Genomic DNA, 21,939 nt, shown 5'->3' with positions numbered 1-21,939 from the left:
CACGACGTTTCCCTTGGCCTCTGCCCGTCAGCTCGGCCGGTACATCTTGAAGTTCTGCTCCTGGCTGATCTCGAAGTAGTCCGCCGGGCCGCCGCCGCGCAGGATCGGCCGGGCGGCGGCGGTTTGATAGACGCCGTCTTCGAGGAGTGTCGGATCGATATGCACGCCGACCACCTCACCCAGCACCATCCAGGTTTCCAGCTTGTCGCCAGCGGCGGACTGGAGCTGCAGCGTCTGGGTCAGGCGGCACTCGAACACGACCTGGGCTTCCTTCACGTGCGGGACGCTCACCACGCGCGACTCGGCCGGCGTCAGCCCGGCGAGTTGGAATTCATCCACCTCGGGTTCCACCGCCGCGCAGCTGGCGTTCATTGGCTCCGCCAGCGCCCGAGTCGCCAGCTGCCAGCAGAACTCGCCGGTGGCTTCGATATTGCGCACGCTGTCCTTGTAACCGACGCTGGCGAAGCCGACGATCGGCGGCGTGTAGTTGAAACCGTTGAAGAAACTGTACGGCGCGAGATTCAGGTGGCCCGCGGCGCTGCGGGAGGAGATCCAGCCGATGGGACGGGGGCCGACGATGGCGTTGAACGGATCGTGGGGCAGGCCATGGCCAAGGGCGGGTTCGTAGAAGTGAGCATCGGTAGGCATCGGACGTCTTTTACTGAGGGTAGGCTGTCATTGAGGGGGCGAGTCTAGGCAAACGACGGTCGGCGGCGACGAACGCCACCGACCGGACTTCGGTTTCACGAGCGCAGGTCGGTCACTTGCGCACGATACGATAGATGCCGAGCAGCACGATCGCGCCGATCACGGCGATCACGAAACTGCCGAAGTTGAAACCGGAAACGTCACCGAAACCGAGTGCGGTGCCGATCCAGCCGCCGACGACCGCACCCAGGATCCCGAGGATGATCGTGACGATGAAGCCACCCGGATCCTTGCCCGGCATGATCAGTTTGGCAATGGCCCCGGCGATCAGGCCGAAGATGATCCACGCAATAATTCCCATGGCGTCTATCCCTGTTGATTCATGGTAAGTCTTTCATGCCAGCGGCATGCCATCCTGACATGCCTTCTCGGAACCTAGTCGTAGATCGGCGAAACGACAAGCGAGATCGTGGCTATCATCATGTTCTGCGCTCGGTTTCCGGGCATCATGGTGCAGAGGTCGCGCTGGCGGGAGGCACCTCCAAATGCCAATCGACGGGGAGGGAGTCATGTCTGCAGGCGGAGTCGAACAGGCGATCGTTCGGCGGGTGTGGACGCCGGATCGGTTGTCGATCGGATTGACGCTGCCGCTGATGCCGCGCGGCCAGGCAGTGGTCGATGTCGTCGAACAGCGGCGTCTGGCCAGACTCGCCGACGATGCCGGGTTTCGCGCGCTGTGGATTCGAGACGTGCCGCTCAACAGTCGCGACTATCCCGATCCGGTCGGCCATCTGGACCCGTGGAGCTGGTTGGGTGCGTTGGCGGTGGAAACGAGTCGGGTCGCACTGATCAGTGGCGCCATCGTGCTCACGCTGCGGCACCCCCTGCATATCGCCAAGGCAGCCGCATCGGTCGCCACGCTCTCGGAGGGTCGCTTCATCCTGGGGTTGGGGTCCGGCGATCGGCCGCCCGAGTTTGCCGCCTTCGGCGAGGACGTCGGCGAGCGGCGGCGGCTGTTCGCGGATCACTGGCAAGTCGTGGCGGAAGCGCTGGGCTCGCCGCAGCGAGTCGTCCCCGACCGCCGCGAGACGAATTCTCCCGAATTTCAGCTGCGGCCGCAGCCACCGGCGCCCGTGCCGCTACTGGCGGTCGGTTCGGGTGGCCAGAGCGTCAACTGGATCGCCCGCCACGCGATCGGCTGGATGACCTATCATCGTGAACCGGCCCAGCAGCTCGATCGCTACCGGATGTGGCGTGCGGCGGTAGAGCGGAGCGTGCCTGGCGAGTTCCGCGGATTCGGCGAGGCGATGCGTCTCGAGCTCGACGCCGATTCGGGCGCGCCGGCGACGCCGATCGAGCTGGGCTACCGTGCCGGCCGTCACGCCCTCGTCGAGGTGCTGGACGCGCTCAGAGAGATGGGCGTTCACCATGTGGCGCTGAATCTAGGTCTCGAGGAGCGGCCGGCCGACGCCATCATCGAAGAGCTGGCCGCTCACGTGCTGCCGCACTTTCATCGGCCCTGATGCATCGGCCTTGGCTCATCAGCCTCAGACCGTTCAAGCGTCGCGCCGGAACGCCCGGGTGCGGCCCTATTCGGAGTGGCTGGCCAGGAACGTCAGCGTGCGGCCATGGGCCAGCGCGGACGCATGCTGGTTGTAGCTGGCCCGCGACCAGCAGTTGAAGCCGTGTTCCGCACCGCCGTAGAGGTGGACCTCGATATCCGTGTTGCCGGCAAAGGCCTGGCGTGTCTGTTCGACGTGTTCCAGCGGGATGTGGTCATCCTCGGCGCCGAAGTGGAACTGGGCCGGGACCTTGAGCTCGTCGGCACGCGGCAGGTATTCGGTCACTCCGCCGGCGTAGTAGCAGATCGCCGCATCGACGCCGGCATCCAGGCCGCAGAGGTAGGAGAGCACGCCGCCCATGCAGTAGCCGACCGAGGCGATCGGGCCGTCGCAGGTGGGGCTCGCGCGCAGCGCCTTGACCGCGGCGCGGAGATCGCTGATCGCCGTGGGATAGTCCAGCGCCTGCTTGTGGGCTACCGCCGCTTTCCAGTCGTCACCGTCGTAGCCGAGTTCCACGCCCGGCTCGTCGCGCCAGAACATGTCCGGTGCGATCACGGTATAGCCATCCATGGCGTACTGCTCGGCGACGCCGCGAATATGGCCATTGACGCCGAAGATCTCCTGGATCAACAGGATCCCGGGGCCCTTGCCCTTGTGTGGAAGGGCCTGGTACGCCTTGAAGGTCTTGCCGTCTTCGGCGGTGATCTCGATCCATTCGGTCTTGATGTTCGTCTGGGAATCGCTCTGAGACATGGGGTTCTCCTGATGGGCGGTTGGCTGAACTTGAGATGAATGGTGAAGCCCGAAGGAGGAAGTTTAGCAGGGCAACGACACTTTGCCGCGCGAACCCGACGCGTGACATGACGAAGCGGAGACGCCAAACGTCTCGGCGTGAAACGTGCAGCCATTGCGCCTACGCTAGGCGCTCCGCCCTTTATCCCGAACTTGGCCGTCAGGAGTCGCATGTACGCACACAGCCCGACCTGGATCGCCGCTCAAATCGGCGGGTTCGTCGCCCTCGGCTTCATCATCGCGGCGTTCGCCAGCCGCCAGGACGATCGGCTGCTGCTCTATCTCATCTTCGCCAACGTCGCCTTCGCCGTGCATTTTATGCTGTTCGGAGAGGCGGTCGCGGCCGGCATGTCGGTCCTGGTCGTCGTCAGGATCTGGCTGGCGCGGCGGTTTCCGCGACGCCAGCCGCTCATGTGGCTGGTGCTGATCGCGACGGGGACCGTGGCCGTGGCGACCTGGCACGCCTGGTACGACATCTTCCCGCTGCTCGCCGCCGTCTTCGGCACCCTGGCGATGTTTCTGCTGCGCGGCCTGCCGATGCGGGTGCTGCTGGCGGGTGTGGCGCTGTGCTGGCTCGCCAACGCGCTGATCATCGGTTCGATCGGTGGCTTCATCGCCGAGTTGCTGGCGCTGGGTACCAACCTTGTCACCATGTGGCGAATCCATCGCGCCAAGCGCCGATCCGAGTCAGGCTGACCACGAGGTGCGAGACCCGCTTTTCAGAAACCGTCCGTCTCAACGCAAGGGAGTGCATCCATGTTCAACTCGACTCGGGGCCTGAGGGCGGGCGTGTTCTGTCTGGTCGTCGTACTGGCATTCACGGTCTGCGTCGTCGGGCCCTGGGCGCTGACGAAGTGGGCGGAAAGTCGCTTCACCCGATCGCTGGGGGAGCCCGTCCGGATCGAACGCGTCAGTTTCAACCCGTTTACTGCGACCGCGGCGTTCTCGACGCTGCGAATCGGCGATTCCGACACCCCGATGATCTCGGTCGACTCGGGCGAGGTCGTGTTCTCGTGGTCGACGCTCTGGCACCCCGGCATTCATATCTCGGCGGTACGTCTCGACTCCCCTCGCCTCCACCTGATTTCACCACCATCCGGGCCGCTCAATCTGGCGACGCTGGGCAGCCGTTCGTCGTCGCGCGATACCGCGTCCCATGACGGGTCATCGCTCACCATCGACCGCATCGAGGCGAGCCACGGCCGGATCGACTGGCAGGGTCGTCGGGTTTCCGGAGAGCCGTCGCTGGCTGCCACGGAGGTGAGCGTCACGCTGACCGGTTATCAGCGTTCCGGCGATTCGCCAATGCAGGGCCAAGCCTCCGGCAAGCTCGGCGGTGGTCAGGTCGATCTCGAAGGGCGCTTCGGGATCATGCCGTTGACCGGCGACTTGGCGGTGACGGCGCAGCGGCTGGCCGCTTCCACCATCGATCCCTGGTTGACGGCAGCGATGCCGGCGCGGATCGACGAGGGTCGCGTCGACCTCGATGGGCAGCTCCGTTTCGGCGCAGCCGCGAGCGCCTCGGTCGCCTACCGGGGGCAGGTGACGCTCGAGGGGCTCTCCACGGTTGGCCAGCAGGACCAGCCGTTATTCTCGCTGGATCGCGGCGTCTTCAAGGGTGTCGATTACGCCACCGGCGATCATCTCGTGATCGACTCGTCGCATCTCGCCGCCCCGACACTGACAGCGCTGATCGGCGATGACGGACGTTTCAATCTCGCAGCGTCCTTTGCCGGCGGGCAAGACAGTCACTCGACGGCCAACCCCAACGACGACGAGCGAGAGTCGGGAACCCACGCTTCGCGACGTGAGGGCGGCGATGCTGGGGCCGCCCCCCGAGGCGACGATTCTTCCGATCAAGGCGAGAATGGGAGCGGAGAGAAGGTCCAGGCCAAGGGGCCGGCCGTCGCCCTGCATCGTCTCGAGGTCGAGGGAGGGACGTTCGATTTCGAAGATCGGCGCATGTCGCCGACCGTTTCGCTCGATGTCGGCGAGTTGAACGGCCAGCTCACTCGGTTAGATACCCGCAGCGACGAGCCGGCGCACTATCGCTTCGATGGCAGGGAGAGTGACGGCACGCCGGTGGTGATCGAAGGGAGCGCCAGCCTCGGCGATGCACCCGGCGGTCGCATGCGCCTGACCACTCAACACTTGGCACTCTCGCTGTTCGCGCCCTATATCCAGCGTTTCGCCGGCTATCGCATCGAACAGGGCACCGCGGACCTCGAGCTCAACTACCGTCTGCAAGGCGGTACCTTGACCGCGCAGAATCACATCATTCTCAAGCAGCTGGACCTGGGCAAGGAGATCGACGAAGACGCGACCTCGCTGCCGCTGAAGAATTTGATCGGGCTGCTGCAGGCCGAGACGGGAGTGATCAACCTGGACATTCCCATCGAGACGACCATCGACGGGAACACCCAGGTGGATATGAGCAAGGTGGTGTGGCAGGCGCTGACCGAGTCGCTCAGCAACATCGTCACTTCGCCGATCGATTCCCTGCAGGCGCTGATAGGAGGTGACGGTTGAATCGGTGATAAGCACCGACCGACGATCGTCACTCGAAGATGTCGTCGCTGGAGGGGTCCCTGGCAGCGTCTACCGGCGGCGAGCGCCGAGAACCCGCCGGTCACCAACGTCTTCGGGTTCACTCTCCGGCGCCTGCTGGCGCGCATCGTAATCCCTTCGGGCCGCTTCGACCTGGTGATGGTATTGCAGCGTCCACTGATGCAGCGCCTGGAAAGGCGCCTTGAGCGTCCGGCCGAGCGGTGTGATCCGGTACTCCACGGCCACCGGCGCCGACGCGATCACGCGGCGTTCGACGATACCATTGCGTTCCAGTCGCCGCAGCGTATGGCTCAGCGCCTTCTGGGTGATGCCTTCCAACCGGCGCTTGAGGGCGTTGAAGCGCAGCGGTTCGTGGCACAGGGCGGCCAGCACCAGCACGGACCACTTGTCCGCGATCTGATCGAGAATCACGCGGCTGGGGCAATTGGCCGCGGCTGTCGGACACGATGAGTCGAGCATGCGGTTTCCTCGAGGATACCTGGTGAGTTGAAAGTGGCCGGTGGATATCAGGTATAAATTCTATACCACGGTTCCCAACTCATCACCTGGAGCATTGTCATGGCCTCATCCAATGTCGACGCGCTGTTTCGGCCCTTTCAACTGAAATCCCTCTCGCTCAAGAATCGTATCGTCATGGCGCCGATGACGCGGTCGTTTTCGCCGGCCGGCATACCCGGCGATGACGTCGCCGCGTACTACCGCCGGCGGGCCGAGAACGAGGTCGGCCTGATCCTGTCCGAGGGCACCACCATCGACCGGCCGGCGGCGCGCAACGAACCGAACATCCCGTTCTTTCATGGCGAAGCGGCGCTGACTGGCTGGCAACATGTCATCGATGGAGTGCACGAGGCGGGTGGCCGCATGGGGCCTCAGATCTGGCACGTGGGCTCGGTCGCCAGTTTTCTCACGGACTGGGTGCAGGACGTCCCTGTCGAGAGCCCGTCCGGTCTGGTCGCGCCCGGTCAGCCGCGCGGCGAGGCGATGAGTGAAGAGGCTATCGCCGATACGCTGGATGCCTATGCCCGCGCCGCGGCCGACGCCAAGCGGCTCGGTTTCGACACGGTCGAAATTCACGCGGCCCATGGCTATCTGATCGATCAGTTCTTCTGGGCGGCCACCAATCAGCGCAGCGATCGCTACGGCGGCGCCACGCTCAAGGAGCGTTCCCGCTTCGCCGCGGAAGTCGTCAAGAGCGTGCGCGATGCCGTCGGCCCCGATCTGCCGATCATCCTGCGCGTCAGCCAGTGGAAACAGCAGGACTTCGACGTACGTCTGGCCAACACGCCGGATGAGATGACCGACTGGCTGGCCCCGCTCGTGGAGGCCGGCGCGGATATCCTGCACTGCTCGCAGCGGCGGTTCTGGGAGCCGGAATATCCGGGACTCGATGGGCCCGAAGGTCTGAATTTTGCCGGCTGGGCCAAGAAACTCACGGGTGCACCCACGATCAGCGTCGGCTCGGTCGGTTTGTCCGGCGACTTCATGGGGGCCTTCAGCGGAGAAAGTTCCACCCCGGCCAGCCTGGACAAGCTCGTGGACCGGATGGAACGCGATGAGTTCGATCTGATCGCCGTCGGTCGCGCCTTGCTGAGCGATCCGGCGTGGGTGAAGAAAGTGCATGCCCGCGATGAGACATCGCTGACCGACTTCACCAAGGAAGCGTTGGCCGAGCTGTACTGACCCGCATTTGATCTACGCAGCGGGCTCGGAACGTCGCAGGGTGGTCCAGCAGCCGGTCGGCGCGCGAGATCTTGGCATGGCAATCCGGCCCCGAAAGCTCTCGAGCTAACGGGGTCTTCCCTCGAAGGATCGGCTTCAGGCTGGTTGGCGCCGATCCATGATGACACGCCGGCCACGAATGCAGTCGGCTTCGTGCGGCCCGTCGATCCACGGCTCGGCGATGCCCTGTTCGATCCATTCGGTCACCGCCGGATGCGCGAGCAGGCGCTCGGTGTAGGCCATGGCCGCAGTGCCGAGTTCGATGCCGTAACCGCGGATGCGCACCGCGACCGGGGCGAACATGGCGTCCACGGCAGTGAAGGCGTCACCGGCGAGCCATGGGCCGCCGAAGGTATCCAGTCCTTCCTGCCACAGCGCGTCGAGCCGAGCCAGATCTTTCCCCAGCGCCGCACTCGGCGCGCCCAGGTCGATGCTCAGCGAGCAGTTCATCGAGCACTCGTCGCGCAGGGCGGCAAAACCGGCATGCATCTCGGCGCTGGCACAGCGGGCCCAGGCCCGGGCAGCGCTGGCGGCCGGCCATACGCTCGGGTGCGCCTCGGCCAGGTACTCCACGATCGCCAGCGACTCCCACACCACCACTGCTTCATCGTGAAGGCAGGGGACCTTGGCGGTGGGCGAGAACGTCGCGAAGGCGCTCTGCTGGCCGTCACCCTCGAACGGGGTCATGACCTCCTCGAAGGGCAGGTCCAGCGCCCGCAGCAGCACCCAGGGCCGCATCGACCAGGATGAGTAGTTCTTGTTGGCGATGAAGAGTCGATAAACCATGGCTGTCTCCGGACGCGAGTTTCGTGGGGCTTAGCAAGACAGGTAGGTCGGAGCGCGACCCGGAACCTCCATGTCGATCGTGAGGATAGTCCCCGTCGCCGATTCGGTCATGTAGAGCGTCTTGCGGTCCGGCCCGCCGAACGTCAGATTGGTCAGCGTGCGGCCTTCGGTCGGGGATAGCAGCCGCCAGAGCGGCTGCCCGTATCGATCGAAGACCCAGACGCAGCCATTGCCTGCGTCACATACGAAGAGGTTGCCCGCTTCATCCAGCGCCAGGCCATCCGCCCCCGACACGCCCCCGGCCAATGGCACGAAGAGTCCCACTTTCCCAGCCGGGCCGTCATCCTTCAACGGAATTCGCCAGACCCCGTTGCCGCGGGTCATGGCGACGAAGAGTGCCTTTTCCTCCAGGTCGGTGACGAGCCCGTTGGGACTGATGCCGTTATCGATCAGACGATCCAGGTGCCGCGTGTCCGGGTCATAGCGGTAGACGCGACCCGAGGGATCCTGCAACCCCGTCTGACCCTGGTCGGTGAAGTAGAGCCGGCCGCGGTGATCGAAGAACAGATCGTTGATCCCCTTGAACCTCTCGCTGCCCACATGGGTCAGCAAGGGCTGCGGCTCACCACCTGCCGGGTCGAGGGTCATCAGGCCGTGCCGGTAATCGGCGATCCATAAAAGGCCGTCCGGGCCGAAGCGCATGCCATTGGGCCAGCCGTCGTAGTCGGCGATGATTTCCCACCCGCCTTGCTCGTCGATTCTGAAGATACGGCCATGAGGGATATCGGTAACGAACAGGTTGCCGTCGCCATCGAAGAGCGGGCCCTCCAGAAAGCTCGGTACCGACTGCCCCGGCTTGTTGGCGGCGATCCATTCGGAGGAGGCATCGTATCGCTTCAGATGCTCGGGGATTCGGGTATAGACGTCGCACCGGCGCGTTTCGGGTGGTGGATACAGGCTCATGGAATCTGGCTCCTGGGTGTCGAGGAGTGCAACCCGCCACGGGCGCGCATCATCAGCACGACGATGACCAGCGAAGCCATGGCTGACAGCAGCAGACCCTGGGTGAGAGCGATGATGCCGGCGAACAGCATGATCAAGCGTTCGAGCGGATGCAGCGATCGGCGATAGTGACCCACGTTGGCGGCGCTGATGCCGATGGTCGCCAGTATCATCATGCCAACGGTGGCCATTAATGCTGGCAGGGAAGCCCAACTGACCGCTTCCAGGTTGATCTCGGGGTGATAGACCCAGGCAAACGGCAGCAGGAAGGCAACCAGCGAAAGGCGCAGGGCGCTCATCGCAATACTGAGGGTGGGCGCGCCGGTGATGGCGGCGGCGGCGAAAACGGCAAGGGCCACCGGCGGCGTTATGGCCGAAAGCACGGCGTAATAGAACACGAACAGGTGGGTCTGCAACTTGTCGACGCCCAGGTCGAGAATCGCCGGCCCCGCCACGAAGATCACCATGAGATAAGAGGCAGCGGTGGGCAACCCCATGCCCAGCAGAATCGAACAGAAGGCGGCCAGAATGAGTGCGAGCAGTAGATTGCCTTCACCAAGACTGACGATGGCCTGGTTCAGTGTGACCCCAAGTCCGGTGACATTGACTGCGCCGATGACGATGCCGATGGCGGCGCATGAGATCAGCACGGCCAGCCCGTCGCGGCCTCCGTCGACAATGACGGACGTCCAGCCGCGGATACCCAGCCGGGTGCCGGGTAGTAGCATCGCGACGACCATCACCACGGCGGCCGCTGACATGCCACACCAGGTTGGCGAGTAGCCCGCCAGCAGCAATCCGATCAGGGTCGCGAATCCCGTGACGAGCACGATGCCCTGGGCACGGCGGCGCGAGTCGAATGGCTCACTCCCGGTGTCTTCTGGGGCCAGGTCCAGGCGACCGGCCTCGAACGCCACTGCGGCCGATAGCGCGAGCAGGTAGAGAAAGGCCGGGATGACTGCCGCCAGCACGATGGTAGGGTAGGGAATGCCGGTGACTTCGGCCATGATGAAGGCGCCGACCCCCATGATGGGCGGCATCAACTGGCCCGAGCAGGAGGCGACCGCTTCGACGGCACCGGCGAAGCGCGGCTGATAGCCGGCGCGCTTCATCATCGGGATGGTCAGAACCCCGGTGGACATGACGTTGGCGGGTGCCGAGCCGTTGACCGAGCCAAACAGCGCCGACCCGATGATGGCAGCCTGCGCGGCGCCGGAGCGGCGGCCCTTGGCCAAGCGTAGCGCCAGGAAGTTGAAAAAGTCACCGGCACCAGTATGGCGCAATGCTGCGCCAAGAATGACGAACATGAGCACGACATCCACCACCGCACCCAGGGCGATACCGTAGATCCCCTGGTAGCCGTAGCTGACCTCGAGAACCTGATCGAGCCACAGCTTTCGGTGGCCGATGGCGCCCGGCAGGAAGTGTCCCCACAGCAGGTACGCGAGTGCGCCGCCGGTAATGGCGACCAGCGTCCAGCCTTCGACGCGCCTCGCCGCTTCCAGCACCAGCAGCGTGCCCACGCCGTAGCAGAGCATGTCCCAATGGTTGGGAAGTCCCTCTCGATAGGCGGCAATCGCGTGATATTCGACGAGATAGTATCCGCTGGTGGCAATTGCCAGCAGTATCAGCACGGCGCTCAGGGCTCGGTCCAGCTTCGGGGCTCGCTGGGCCAGGGGGCCGGCCTTCAGGGCAAACGTCGCGACCAACCCCAGCAGCAAGGCTACGCCATACATGATCTGGGCCGGATAGCGTACGCCAAGCGTCGTCCAGATGATGAATAGGGTCAGACCGGCGCAGGCAGCCAACCCCAGCGTCTCGAGAGGCCGACCCGATGCGAGTGATGTTATCCGTGGCATCGTACTGTCCCTCGAGCGTTATTCGATCAATCCGATCTCTCGGAAATAGCGTGCCGCGCCCGGGTGCAGATCCGCGGTCAGACCTGTCGTGGCCTCGTTCAGCCGCAGCAGGTTGAGCGCCGCGCTGGTGCGTTTGATGGCATCGAGATTGCTCCAGAGCGCTTTTGTCAGCTCATAGGCGGTGTCGTCATCCATATCGCCACTGACGACGAACATGTATGGAAAACTCCAGAAATGGGTCGTTTCGTCCGAGGAAACGCGATCCTCGTAGGCTGCGGTGATTTCCTGTCGCGAAACCGGCTTCAGACGATAGTGCTCTCCCGCCGTAATATGCTCGCGAAACGCAGCCATGTGAGCCTCGTCCGGCGAGATGAAGCGCAGTTTCATGGTGCGGGAGGCGTTGTCGATGGCGGCTTGCGGCAGGCCGCCCCAGACGAAGGTGCCGTCCAGTCTGCCGTTGGACATTTGATTGAAGGCATCGGTGTAATCGATGTACTGCGTATCGACACTCTCCTCGGGATCCAGGTCGTAAGCCTCGAGGAAGGCACTGCTGACCCGGCCGGCATTGCCGCCGGGGCGGCCGATGGCCAGGCTGTGCCCTTTCAGGTCGGCGAAGGAGTTGATGCCGCTCTCCTCTCGCACGACGTACTGGCCGGCGCTCGTGCTGATGGCGAACAGGCTCTTCAGGCCGGCATACGCCTCGGTCAGCCGGTCGGGGTCTTCGCTGAAGTTGCCCCTTTTGTTGACCGCATCCAGGTAGTGGGGGGCGCCGATGACGGCGATGTCCAGCCTGCCCGCTGCGAGCTGCCGCAAGCCATTGACGCTGCCGTTGTCGACGACGGTCAGACGGTCTTCATCGCTCTGCTTGGCCAGGGCGCTGGACCAGGCAACGGCCAAGGCATAATCGTCGGATGTCTGCGAGGTGGCGCTGACGACGAAATCGTCCGCGTGCACGGTCGCGGTGGACAGGCCAATGGCAACGGTAGCCGCCATCAGCGAGCGTAGGGTCAGGCTGGTGTTCATGAGTGTCTCTCCGGTTCTGCAGTGCGGGTGTTGTATGCGGTTCGATGCAGGAGAAATGGATATGGCTTCAGGGACGGTCTCTTCCGGGCACCGGGCGCGGCGCGGGGCCGCCGTAGGGCCATAGCCAGCCCTTGGGCATTGGGCCCTTGTTGCGCCCGCCCTGGCACTGCTGCTCCCAGGCGTGGGCGAGGATGCCCACCGAGCGGGAGAGACAGAACAAGCCGCGGGCCAGCGGGGCCGGGAAGCCCAGTTCGGCGTAGATGACGGCGGTGGCGCCGTCGATGTTGAGCGGAATCGGCTTGCCCTTCATGGCGATGAGCTGGCGCTCGACCTCTCGGGCAATGGCGACGAAGTTGCCGTCCACCTCGCCACGTTCCGCGGCTTCCTCGACCAGTTGCAGCAGTCGTGGCCCGCGGGGGTCGACCGGATGAAAGCGGTGGCCGAAGCCGGGGATGATCCGGGTGCGCTCGCGCTGCCAGGTGGCGATGCCTTCCTCAACCGCGATCTCCAGCGGGTGCCCGCCGATCTGGTACTCGAGGATCGACTGGTAGAGTTCGACCGCCTGCTCGCCGGCGCCACCGTGGACGTCATCGAGCACGTTGACCGCGGAGGCCATGGCGTTGTTGAGACTGCCGCCGCAGGTCATCGCCATCCGGGCGATGGCGATGCTGGGCGCCTGCGGGCCGTGGTCGACGGCGCTCATCAGGGCCGTTTCCAGCAGCGCGGCCTGGGCGCGGCTGGGCAGCTCGCCACGAGTCATCAGCCAGACCATGTCGGCAAAGCCGACGTTGCCGATCAGCTCCTCGATGGGATAGCCGCGATAGCGGATCTCGCCGGGGCGCATGTCGATGATGTCGGTCTTCCACCACTGCTGGGCCTGATATTCCGGGGTCTGGCTAGCGCTCATGAGGTCTCTCCGGTTCATTCGTCGTTGGCGGCGTGGGTGGGCAGCAGAAGGTCGTTGTCCTGGCCGAGCCGGGGCGGTGGCGAGGCGACGCGAGGCGCCTGGCCGTCGAAACGGTAACCGCCGCTGACCACCTCCAGCGGCCGCCCGAGGGTGCTGGTGTCGAAGCGCTCGATCAGCCCACGATCACGCACCTGGGGATGCGCCAGGGCTTCGGCGACGCTGTAGACCGGGCCGGCGGGCACGCCGGCCTCGACCAGCCGTGGCCACCAGTACTCGGTCGTCTGCCGTTTCAGCACCGCCTCGAGGCAGTCGCTCAATGCCCGCCGATGCTCCAGGCGCGCCTGGCGCTGGGCGAAGCGCGGGTCGGTGAGCCACTCAGGGTGTTCGAGCAGGTGACAGATCGCTTCGAACTGCTCCTGCTTGTTGGCGGCGATGTTGATCAGCCCGTCGGCGGTGGCAAAGGTGCCGGAGGGGCTGGCGGTGACGTTGTCGTTGCCCAGGGGCTGCGGCGGCTTGCCGGCGATCAGCAGGTTGGAGACCGCCCAGCCCATGGTGGCCAGCACCGATTCGAGCATCGAGATATCGATGAAGTGCGCCTTGCGCGGTCGTTCGGCCAGGGCGGCATTGATCGCCATCGCTGCGGTCAGACCGCCGACCGTATCGGCCAGCGGATAGCCGACCCGATAGGGCGCGTTGTCCGGCGCGCCGGTAATGCTCATCACCCCGGCCATGCCCTGGATGATCTGGTCGTAGGCCGGATAGTTGGCCAGCGGCCCATCCTGGCCGAAGCCGGAGATCGCACAGTAGACCAGCTCGGGGTTGGCCTCGCGCAACGTCTCGAAGCCGAGCCTGAGCCGCTGCATGACGCCGGGGCGAAAGTTCTCGACCACCACGTCTGCCGTCGCCACCAGCGCCAGGAAGGCGTCACGATCGTCCGGTCGTTTGAAGTCGAGGGTCACCGAACGCTTGCCGGCGTTCTGGGCCAGGAACGAGACCCCCATCAGCTCCCGATTGAGTGCGGGATCGGCGCCCAATTGACGCGCCAGGTCACCACCCTGGGGCCGCTCGACCTTGATCACTTCGGCGCCGAGATGCGCCAGCTGGTGACAGCAGAAAGGCCCGGCCAGCACATTGGTCAGATCGAGCACCCGATAACCGGTCAGTGGTGATGACATTGTTTCTCCTGGTGAAACGGTTTCTTTTAGAGAGAATATGATTCGGCTGGGCGAGTTGCAATACCGTTTTGTCTGTCGCAACATTCGCCATTAGTTCAAGTCCTGCTGACCCTGATCGAAAGGAGCGTTCCATGGCCCAGCGACGTGTCGAAGCCGTCGAGCGAGCGCTGACGCTGCTCGAAGCCTTCTCCCAGGAGCGGCGAGAGTTCTCCCTGACCGAACTCGCCAACGCCTCGGGGTTCTACAAGAGCACCATCCTGCGGCTGATGGCGTCGCTGGAGCACTTCGGCTATGTCACCCGCGACGAACGCGGCATCTACCGGGTCGGCCCGGCGGTCTCGCGCCTGGCCCCGCTGGCGGGTGACGGGCCGCAGCTCGAGAATCTGGTGCGCCCGATCCTCGAGTCGCTGCGCGATGCCAGCGAGGAGACGGCGTCGTTCTATGTCCGCGACGGCGATCACCGGATCTGTCGGTTGCGCGAGAACGGCCGGCTGGAGGTCAGGCACCACCTGGAAGAGGGCGTGAGGCTGCCGCTGGGGCGCGGTGCCGCCGGGCGGGTGCTCAATTACGAAACCCCACGCGGTCAGGTGGCGGTGTCGAGCGGAGAGCGCCAGGCCGGGTTGTCGGCGGCGGCCATCGGTATCTATAACGGCGAGGGAGAGCTGATGGGCGCGCTGGCACTATCGGGCCCCAGCGAACGCTTCAACCTGGCGGCCAAGGATCGCCATGTCCCCCTGCTGTCCCAGTACGGGCCGCGTCTCGAACGCCAGTGGCCGCGTGCGTTGCGGGCTTCCTGAGAGACCGGGGCTGGGGCCGTCCGCGCCCGCGAGTGAGCACCAGGGGTTCGGATGGCTCGATGCGATGAGCCACCCGAGGCGCGGGTGCCGGCTTACTGGATCAGGCCGACCTCCTTGGAGATCTCCTCGATATCGGCGATCTGCTGATGCACGTACGTCTTGAAGGCTTCGCCGCTGCGGTCGAAGGGGATCAAGCCGTTCTTGCTCATGACCTCCTTCCACTCCGGGCTCTCGTAGACCTTGTGCAGGGTCTCTTCCCACCAGGCCACATCCTCGTCGGAGAGTTTCGGCGGCAGGTAGAACCCGCGCCAGTTGATGCCTTCGACATCCACGCCCTGTTCCTTGGCGGTGGGGAACTCACTCAGCGTACCGGGTAGACGACCGTCGGCAAGCACGGCGAGCACCCGCAGGTCGCCGGATTCGACGAAGCCGAGGATTTCCGAGGCATCTCCGGAGAAGGCGTCGATATGGCCGCCGACGACCTGAGTCATCGCCTCGCCGCCGCCGTCGAACGGCAGATACTTGATCTTGTTCAGCGGTTGGATGCCGTCGGCGCGCGCCATCATCAGCACCTTGAGGTGATCCCAGCCGCCGCTGGCGCTGCCGCCGGCAAAGCTGACGCTGGAGGGTTTCTCCTCCATGGCGCTCAGCAACTCCTCGAGGGTCTGGTAGGGCGAATCCTTGCTCACGGCGATCACGCCATAATCCGCACCGACGGTGCCGGCCCAGTTGACCATGTCGGCGTTCAGGCCGGGGAACTGATGCTGGGCCAGGCGGGTGGTGGTCGAGGTCGACGCCGAGACGATGACGTCGTTCTGTCCGGCCCGCTTGGTGACCACGTGGGAAAACGCGACACCCCCGCTGGCGCCCGGCATGTTGGTGGTCTGTACGCTGCCGTTGATGGCACCGATCTCGCTGAGCACCTGACCCACGCTGCGGCAGGTGAAATCCCAGCCGCCACCGGGGTTGGCAGGGGCGATGCAGTCGATCTTGCCGCTCGGGCCGGCGGCCTGCACCAGCATCGGCAGCGCCGCCAGCGAGAGTGCGAGGCACAGCGCGGAAGGCTTCAAGGACAGCAGTTTCATGGCGTCTCCGTTATTCTCTTTTGTAGAACGTGTTGCGACAGTAGAAATTAGGGCCGCCGAGGTGTCGGGTCAATCTCGACGCCGTCAATTGCGACTAAAGAATATCGTCAGTAGATATATTGTTCTGTTTGGCAGAACTCAAAGCGAGGGGCCAGCGAGACCGTCCCGGTCGGAGACCGAATTCCGCCCCGGCGATGGGGCATCAGGTGGTTTTTGAACGTCGGCCGGTTTTAACGTTATCGAGGAAGCGTCAAACTATTCGGGTGCATCATCCCCTTGGTGCAGCGTGCTGGCCCAGCGGTTGCGGCCGGATGCTGAGTCACCTTTCCTCTGGCTGGACGACCCTTTATGGCGTTACGACAATCGACCCGGATCAACAAGTACATCAGCGAGAGCGGGATGTGCTCCCGTCGGGAAGCCGATCGCTTCGTGGAGCAGGGCAACGTATGGATCAACGGTCGCCGTGCCACCACCGGTGACCAGGTGACGGCGGGGGACCGGGTCAAGGTCAATGGCCAGGAGATCGAGCCGCGGGAGGCTGAGGATCTGGTCCTGATCGCGCTGAACAAGCCGGTGGGGATCGTCAGTACCACCGAGTCCAGCGAGAAGGACAATATCGTCGAGTTCGTCAAGCACGGCGCGCGTATCTTCCCGATCGGCCGGCTCGACAAGGATTCCCAGGGGCTGATTCTGCTGACCAACGATGGCGACCTGGTCAACAAGATCCTGCGCGCACACAACCATCACGAAAAAGTCTATCGGGTGACCGTCGACAAGCCGATCACCGACGACTTCATCGAGGGCATGCAGCAGGGGGTGCCGATCCTCGGTCAGGTGACCAAGCGCTGCCAGGTCAGCCGCGAGTCGACCTTCGTCTTCACCATCACGCTGGTGCAGGGGCTCAATCGCCAGATCCGCCGCATGTGCGAGTATTTCGGCTACGAGGTCACGCAGCTGATTCGCACCCGGATCATGAACGTCTCGCTCAAGGGGCTGGCGCTGGGTGACTGGCGGGATCTCTCGCCGAAGGAGATCGAGACCCTGATCGCGCTGACCCGCGACTCCGGCGGCGAGGCCGAGCCGACGCAGGCGGCCAAGCCCGCGCGCAGCGGCAAAGGCGCCAAGCCGGCGGCCAAGGGGCGTCAGTCGGCAGGCGGCAAGCCTCACCCCAAGGCCAGGGTGGCCGGTGGTGGAAAGCCAGGCACCAAGGGCAAGCCGGCCGCCAAGGGCAAGCCGGCCGCCAAGGGCAAGCCGGCCGCCAAGGGCAAGTCGGTCGGCCAGGGTAAACCCGGTGCCAAGGGCCGCCCTGCCACCAAGGGCAAGCCGGGGGCCAAGCCCGCGGCCAAGGGGCGCGGCGGGAAGCCGAGCACGCCCGCCGCCAAGCGCACGCGCGGCAGCGGCAAGAAGCGCTAGCTCAGGCGCTCAGCCGATGGCTTTGACCGCCGCCTTGGCCACCTGCACGTCCTGCTCCGGCTTGACCCCGGAGATACCGACGCTGCCGATCACCTGGCCGTCGTGAATGACCGGCACACCGCCAGAGAGCAGCGCGGTCATCGGTGCCGTAACGAAGGCGGTGCGGCCATTGTTGATCATCTCCTCGAAGACCTGGGTCTCCTTGCGGCCGATCGCCGCGTTGCGCGCCTTTTCGGTGGCGACGCCGGCGCTGAAGGGGGCGGCACCGTTCATCCTTCGCAGGCCTAGCAGGTGGCCGCCATCGTCGGCGACGGCGATGGTGACTGCCCAGCCCTGGGCTTCGGCTTCGGTCTGGGCGGCATCGAGGATGGCATTGACATCGTTGAGTTCGAGTGCGGCTTTGGTCTGCATGGTGGGACTCCAGTTCCATCGTCAGGGCAGCGTCGAGCTAAGCGCTGCGAGCTGCGAGATAACGTGAGAAGCCAACCTGCCGGGTACCGCAGCGGGCTGGCCTTGTGTGGTCGTGAGCGAGTCGCCGGCGCTAGGCCGTGAGCGCTTCGTCGACGACCTCGATCCAATGTCTTACCGGGGTTCGCCCGGCGCCGTTGAGGTGGCTCTGGCAGCCGATGTTGGCAGTGACGATGGTCTGCGGCGACGACGCTTCCAGCGCGTCCATCTTGTCGTCGCGCAGGCGCCGGGCCAGGGCCGGCTGGGTGATCGAATAGGTGCCGGCGGAGCCGCAGCAGAGGTGTGAATCCCGCACCGGGGCGAGATCGAATCCCAGCCGGGCGAGCACGCCTTCGACGGCCCCCCCCAGCTTCTGGGCATGCTGCAGCGTGCAGGGGCAGTGGAACGCCAGTCCTGCGCACGCGTCACTCTTACCCAACGACTCCAGGTCCTCTTCGCGCAATATCTCGACCAGATCCTTGGCCAGTTCGCTCACGCGTCTGGCCTTGGCGGCATATTCGGGATCGTCGGCGAGCATCTCGCCGTACTCCTTGACGAAGGCGCCGCAGCCGCTGGCGGTCTGGATGATCGCCTCCACTCCGGCTGACGAGGAGGAGGTCTCGCCGCGACGTTCGATCAGCGGCCACCAGGCATCGATATTGGCGCGCATGCGATCACGCCCGGCGGCCTGGGCGTTGAGGTGGAAGTCGATGGCGCCGCAGCAGCCCGCTTCCGGGGCGGGGCTCACCCCGATGCCGAGACGATCGAGCACCCGTGCCGTGGCGTCGTTGGTATTGGGCGCCAGACCGGGCTGGACGCAGCCCTCCAGAATCAGCATCTGACGGGCGTGCCGGGTCGGGTCGGGGCGCGCCCGGCGATCGGACGGGCGAGGTTGCTGGCGCGGGGGGATCTTGTCGCGCAGGTCGTGAGGCGCCAGCGGGCGGAACGTCTGCCCCAGGGCGAGCAGCGCCTGGAACCGCTTGGGCTCGACCAGCGCGACGCGCAGCCCCAGTCGCAGGGCTCGCTCGCCGGGCCGGCGACCGACCCGACGGTCGACTTCGGCACGCCCGATATCCAGCAGCTTGTGATACTCCACGCCGGAGGGGCAGGTGGTCTCGCAGCTGCGGCAGCTCAGGCAGCGGTCCAGGTGCAACTGCGTCTCCTGGGTGACCTGATCGTCGCCGTCGTCGCTCTCCAGCAGCTCCTTGATCAGATAGATGCGCCCGCGCGGGCCGTCGCGTTCGTCGCCCAGCAACTGGTAGGTCGGGCAGGTGGCATTGCAGAAGCCGCAATGCACGCAGGTACGCAGGATGCGGTCGGCCTCGTGGATATGGGGCTTGGCACGGGCGGCCTCGGAAAAATGGGTCTGCATGGGGTAGAGGTCTCCTCACCACTCGGCGTAGAGCCGGCCAGGGTTGAAGATCGCCTGCGGATCGAGCCGCTGCTTGAGCTGGCGGTGGTACTTGGCCAGCACCGGTGGCAGAGGCGTGAAAGGCGAAGCGCCGTTGGCGTCCGGCGTGAAGCGCGTGGCATGGCCGCCGGCGGCAATGGCGGCCTCGTGAATGTGGGCGTCGGCCCGCGGTTCGTCCTCGAAACCGCATCCCTCGGCACTTTTCAGCCAGCGCTGGGCACCGGCCCAGTCGATCAGCCAGTCACCCTCGAGCGCCGGCGTGCGCGCCAGCGCCGGCAGCGACAGACGCCACAGGACATGCGCGTCGTTATCGAAGGCGCCGTCGAAGAAGGGCAGTTGCAACTCGCGCAGCTGCGACCAGAACCGCGAATCTTCCGTTTCACCGCCGAGGCGTTGGCGCGTGGCCGAGACGGAGCCCTCGCCGCCTTCGAGGCGCAGGTGCAGCGCTTCGCCATCGTGGGCGGCGCCGGTGATGGGCATCGGCTCGCGGCCCCAGGCCGTCAAGCGCTCGAGCGCTTCGGTCAGCGGCAGTTCCAGGCGCAGGCAGGCGTGCGCGTGAGGAGTGGGAAGCACCTTGAACGAGACTTCGGTCAGCACCCCGAGCGTGCCCTGGGCGCCGACCATGAGCCGGGAGAGATCGTAGCCGGCGACGTTCTTCATGACTTCGCCGCCAAAGCGCAACTGCTTGCCATCAGAGGTGATGATTCGCACGCCGAGCACGAAATCCCGCACGGCGCCGGCCCACGGGCGACGAGGGCCGGAAATCCCGGCCGCGACCATGCCGCCGACGGTGGCGTCATCGCCGAAGTGTGGCGGCTCGAAGGCGAGGCGCTGGCCGTTGTCGGCAAGTGCTCGCTCGAGATCCCGCAGCCGCGTGCCGGCGCGTACGGTGGCGACCAGCTCCACCGGATCGTAGTGGACGATGCCGTGATGGCCGGTAGTGGAGAGCGCTTGCGCCGTTTCGACCCGGCGCCCGTAGAACGCCTTGGTGTTGCCGCCGACGATGCGCAGCGTGGCGCGCTCGGCCTGGGCGCGCGCCACCTGTTCGCAGAGGGCTTCGCTGTCGTCTCGGCCGGCGGGAGCATCGGGGCCGGACTCGCTCGGCGGCGTGTACTCCGGCCGCTGGTCCTGCAGGTGGGTCATGGCGATCTCCTTGCGCTTCTCATGCCGTCGCCGACATCAGAATCGCGGCAGTTCGGGGTGCGGCAGTTCGCCGTGATGGACGTGCATGGCGCCGAACTCGGCGCAGCGTGCCAGTGTCGGGATATTCTTGCCGGGGTTGAGCAGACGGCGTTCGTCGAAGGCGGATTTCACCGCGTGGAACAGGGTGATCTCGTCGGCGGCGAACTGGGTGCACATCTGGTTGAGCTTCTCGCGGCCGACGCCGTGTTCGCCGGTGATGCTGCCGCCGGCATCGACGCAGAGTTCGAGAATCCTGCCGCCGAGCGCTTCCGTGGACTCCAGCTCGCCGGGCTGATTGGCGTCGAACAGGATCAGCGGATGCAGGTTGCCGTCGCCGGCGTGGAAGACGTTGGCGACCCGGAGCCCGTATTGGGCCGAGAGATCGTTGATGCCCTTGAGCACGCGCGGCAGCTCGCGGCGGGGTATGGTGCCGTCGATGCAGTAGTAGTCCGGCGACATGCGGCCGACGGCCGGAAACGCGGCCTTGCGACCGGCCCAGAACAGCTGGCGCTCGGCGTCGTCCCGGGCGAGCCGGATCTGAGACGCGCCAGCGGTCTCGAGCAGCTGCCGGACTCGCTCGCAGTCGGCCTGGACGTCGCTCTCCACGCCGTCGAGCTCGCACAGCAGGATCGCCTGGGCGTCGACCGGGTAGCCGGCGTGGACGAAATCCTCGGCGGCGCGAATCGCCAGGTTGTCCATCATCTCGAGACCGCCTGGGATACAGCCGGCGGCGATGATGTCGCCCACCGCCTTGCCGGCCCGTTCGACATCGTCGAAGCAGGCCATCAGCACCCTGGCCACCTCCGGCTTCGGCAGCAGTCGCACCGTCACTTCGGTGATCACGCCGAGCATGCCTTCCGAACCCATGAACAGCGCCAGCAGGTCGTAGCCTGGGGTGTCCAGCGACTCGCCGCCGAGGGTCATGCGCTCGCCCTCGATGGTGACGATCTCGACGCTCAGCACGTTATGGACCGTGAGGCCGTACTTCAGGCAGTGAACGCCGCCGGCGTTCTCAGCCACATTGCCGCCGATGGAGCAGGCGATCTGCGAGGAGGGATCGGGGGCGTAGTAGAGGCCATGGGGTGCGGCCGCCTCGCTGATCGCCAGGTTGCGGACGCCTGGCTGAACCCGGGCGAGGCGGGCATCGGCATCGACGCTCAGGATCTTGTTGAACCGCGACATCACCAGCAGTACGCCTTTTTCCAGCGGCAACGCGCCGCCGGATAGCCCGGTGCCCGCACCTCGTGTCACCACCGGTACGGCATGCTCGTAGCAGACCCGCATCAACGCCTCGACCTCGGCCAGCGTCGTCGGCATGGCTACCAGCATCGGCAGCACGCGATAGGCGGAGAGTCCGTCGCACTCGAACGGGCGCAGGTCCTCCTCGCGGTCGAGCAGGGTCAGTCTGGGCGCCACCGCCATGATGGCCGCCATCAGGCCGGACTTGTCGACGGTGGCGATCTCGCCATCGATGCGCTCGTCGTAAAGCAGTTCCATGGCGTCTCCTCGCTGGGGCGGGTGCCGCTGGCGGTGGTGAAGATCCGGTTTGTGGAAGGTCTTTCC

The 21,939-nt window shown here is 65.5% G+C and carries 21 protein-coding genes; 6 read left to right on the top strand and 15 right to left on the bottom strand.

From position 1 onward, the window contains the following. Positions 1-27: 27 nt before the first annotated feature. Together DOM45_RS02360 and DOM45_RS02355 are read right to left on the bottom strand one after the other, a co-directional pair. Entirely contained in the window at positions 28-648 is a 621-nt protein-coding gene (locus tag DOM45_RS02360; protein ID WP_110597919.1) for a flavin reductase family protein, read from the bottom strand. Between the two features lie 112 nt (positions 649-760). Then, on the bottom strand, positions 761-1,009 hold the full coding sequence (locus DOM45_RS02355) for a GlsB/YeaQ/YmgE family stress response membrane protein (RefSeq protein ID WP_110597918.1): 249 nt from the start codon (positions 1,007-1,009) through the stop codon (positions 761-763). 208 nt (positions 1,010-1,217) lie between these two features. Here DOM45_RS02355 and DOM45_RS02350 point away from each other — a divergent pair, with 208 nt between their 5' ends. Continuing rightward, a complete protein-coding gene (locus tag DOM45_RS02350) occupies positions 1,218-2,171 on the top strand; it encodes a TIGR03571 family LLM class oxidoreductase (RefSeq protein WP_110597917.1) in 954 nt (317 codons plus the stop codon). 66 nt (positions 2,172-2,237) lie between these two features. Here the strand turns inward: DOM45_RS02350 and DOM45_RS02345 are convergent, their stop codons facing one another. Beyond that, complete coding sequence (locus tag DOM45_RS02345; protein WP_110597916.1) at positions 2,238-2,963, bottom strand: dienelactone hydrolase family protein; 726 nt, start codon at positions 2,961-2,963, stop codon at positions 2,238-2,240. Between the two features lie 210 nt (positions 2,964-3,173). Between DOM45_RS02345 and DOM45_RS02340 the strand changes: the two genes are divergently transcribed. Continuing rightward, the gene (locus DOM45_RS02340) at positions 3,174-3,698 is read left to right on the top strand and encodes a YgjV family protein (protein WP_110597915.1); all 525 of its coding nucleotides are present in this window, start codon (positions 3,174-3,176) and stop codon (positions 3,696-3,698) included. A 60-nt stretch (positions 3,699-3,758) separates the two neighbouring features. Next, entirely contained in the window at positions 3,759-5,531 is a 1,773-nt protein-coding gene (locus DOM45_RS02335; RefSeq protein ID WP_110597914.1) for a DUF748 domain-containing protein, read from the top strand. Between the two features lie 69 nt (positions 5,532-5,600). Here the strand turns inward: DOM45_RS02335 and DOM45_RS02330 are convergent, their stop codons facing one another. After that, positions 5,601-6,029 carry a winged helix-turn-helix transcriptional regulator gene (locus DOM45_RS02330; protein WP_110597913.1) on the bottom strand — a complete coding sequence of 143 codons (429 nt, stop codon included), beginning with the start codon at positions 6,027-6,029 and terminating at the stop codon, positions 5,601-5,603. A 99-nt stretch (positions 6,030-6,128) separates the two neighbouring features. On the opposite strand from DOM45_RS02330, the gene DOM45_RS02325 reads away from it, so the two are divergent. Next, positions 6,129-7,250: an NADH:flavin oxidoreductase gene (locus DOM45_RS02325; RefSeq protein WP_110597912.1), complete on the top strand. Its 1,122-nt coding sequence runs from the start codon at positions 6,129-6,131 to the stop codon at positions 7,248-7,250. 135 nt (positions 7,251-7,385) lie between these two features. Here the strand turns inward: DOM45_RS02325 and DOM45_RS02320 are convergent, their stop codons facing one another. From DOM45_RS02320 to DOM45_RS02295, 6 genes are all read right to left on the bottom strand, one after another. Continuing rightward, positions 7,386-8,075 (bottom strand): glutathione S-transferase family protein, encoded by a 690-nt coding sequence (locus DOM45_RS02320; RefSeq protein ID WP_110597911.1) that lies wholly within the window; start codon positions 8,073-8,075, stop codon positions 7,386-7,388. A gap of 30 nt (positions 8,076-8,105) precedes the next feature. Next, positions 8,106-9,038, bottom strand: coding sequence for an SMP-30/gluconolactonase/LRE family protein (locus tag DOM45_RS02315; protein WP_110597910.1), 933 nt, complete (start codon positions 9,036-9,038; stop codon positions 8,106-8,108). Beyond that, positions 9,035-10,936: a TRAP transporter permease gene (locus DOM45_RS02310; protein WP_110597909.1), complete on the bottom strand. Its 1,902-nt coding sequence runs from the start codon at positions 10,934-10,936 to the stop codon at positions 9,035-9,037. Before DOM45_RS02310 ends, DOM45_RS02315 begins: the two co-directional genes overlap by 4 nt. An 18-nt stretch (positions 10,937-10,954) precedes the next feature. After that, a complete protein-coding gene (locus DOM45_RS02305) occupies positions 10,955-11,959 on the bottom strand; it encodes a TAXI family TRAP transporter solute-binding subunit (protein WP_110597908.1) in 1,005 nt (334 codons plus the stop codon). Between the two features lie 67 nt (positions 11,960-12,026). After that, positions 12,027-12,866 (bottom strand): citryl-CoA lyase, encoded by an 840-nt coding sequence (locus tag DOM45_RS02300; RefSeq protein WP_110597907.1) that lies wholly within the window; start codon positions 12,864-12,866, stop codon positions 12,027-12,029. Between the two features lie 14 nt (positions 12,867-12,880). Then, a complete protein-coding gene (locus DOM45_RS02295) occupies positions 12,881-14,041 on the bottom strand; it encodes a CaiB/BaiF CoA transferase family protein (RefSeq protein WP_110597906.1) in 1,161 nt (386 codons plus the stop codon). 131 nt (positions 14,042-14,172) lie between these two features. On the opposite strand from DOM45_RS02295, the gene DOM45_RS02290 reads away from it, so the two are divergent. Then, complete coding sequence (locus DOM45_RS02290) at positions 14,173-14,838, top strand: IclR family transcriptional regulator (RefSeq protein WP_110597905.1); 666 nt, start codon at positions 14,173-14,175, stop codon at positions 14,836-14,838. 92 nt (positions 14,839-14,930) lie between these two features. On the opposite strand, the gene DOM45_RS02285 is transcribed toward DOM45_RS02290, so the two are convergent. Beyond that, complete coding sequence (locus DOM45_RS02285) at positions 14,931-15,923, bottom strand: Bug family tripartite tricarboxylate transporter substrate binding protein (protein ID WP_198655686.1); 993 nt, start codon at positions 15,921-15,923, stop codon at positions 14,931-14,933. Between the two features lie 348 nt (positions 15,924-16,271). Here DOM45_RS02285 and rluF point away from each other — a divergent pair, with 348 nt between their 5' ends. Next, entirely contained in the window at positions 16,272-17,336 is a 1,065-nt protein-coding gene (rluF, locus tag DOM45_RS02280; RefSeq protein ID WP_110597904.1) for a 23S rRNA pseudouridine(2604) synthase RluF, read from the top strand. Positions 17,337-17,345: 9 nt separating this feature from the next. Here the strand turns inward: rluF and DOM45_RS02275 are convergent, their stop codons facing one another. The 4 genes from DOM45_RS02275 to glcD form a co-directional block, all read right to left on the bottom strand. Then, on the bottom strand, positions 17,346-17,747 hold the full coding sequence (locus DOM45_RS02275) for a GlcG/HbpS family heme-binding protein (RefSeq protein ID WP_110597903.1): 402 nt from the start codon (positions 17,745-17,747) through the stop codon (positions 17,346-17,348). A gap of 130 nt (positions 17,748-17,877) precedes the next feature. Beyond that, entirely contained in the window at positions 17,878-19,155 is a 1,278-nt protein-coding gene (glcF, locus tag DOM45_RS02270; protein ID WP_110597902.1) for a glycolate oxidase subunit GlcF, read from the bottom strand. A gap of 15 nt (positions 19,156-19,170) precedes the next feature. Beyond that, positions 19,171-20,337, bottom strand: coding sequence for a glycolate oxidase subunit GlcE (gene glcE / locus DOM45_RS02265; RefSeq protein WP_110597901.1), 1,167 nt, complete (start codon positions 20,335-20,337; stop codon positions 19,171-19,173). 36 nt (positions 20,338-20,373) lie between these two features. Then, positions 20,374-21,873 (bottom strand): glycolate oxidase subunit GlcD, encoded by a 1,500-nt coding sequence (gene glcD, locus DOM45_RS02260; protein WP_110597900.1) that lies wholly within the window; start codon positions 21,871-21,873, stop codon positions 20,374-20,376. Between the last annotated feature and the right edge of the window lie 66 nt (positions 21,874-21,939).

The sequence above is a fragment of the Salinicola lusitanus genome, from assembly GCF_003206045.1.
Classification (GTDB): domain Bacteria; phylum Pseudomonadota; class Gammaproteobacteria; order Pseudomonadales; family Halomonadaceae; genus Salinicola; species Salinicola lusitanus.
The sequence above is the reverse complement of the archived record's forward strand: the minus strand, read 5'-3'. Positions and strand labels throughout refer to the sequence as shown.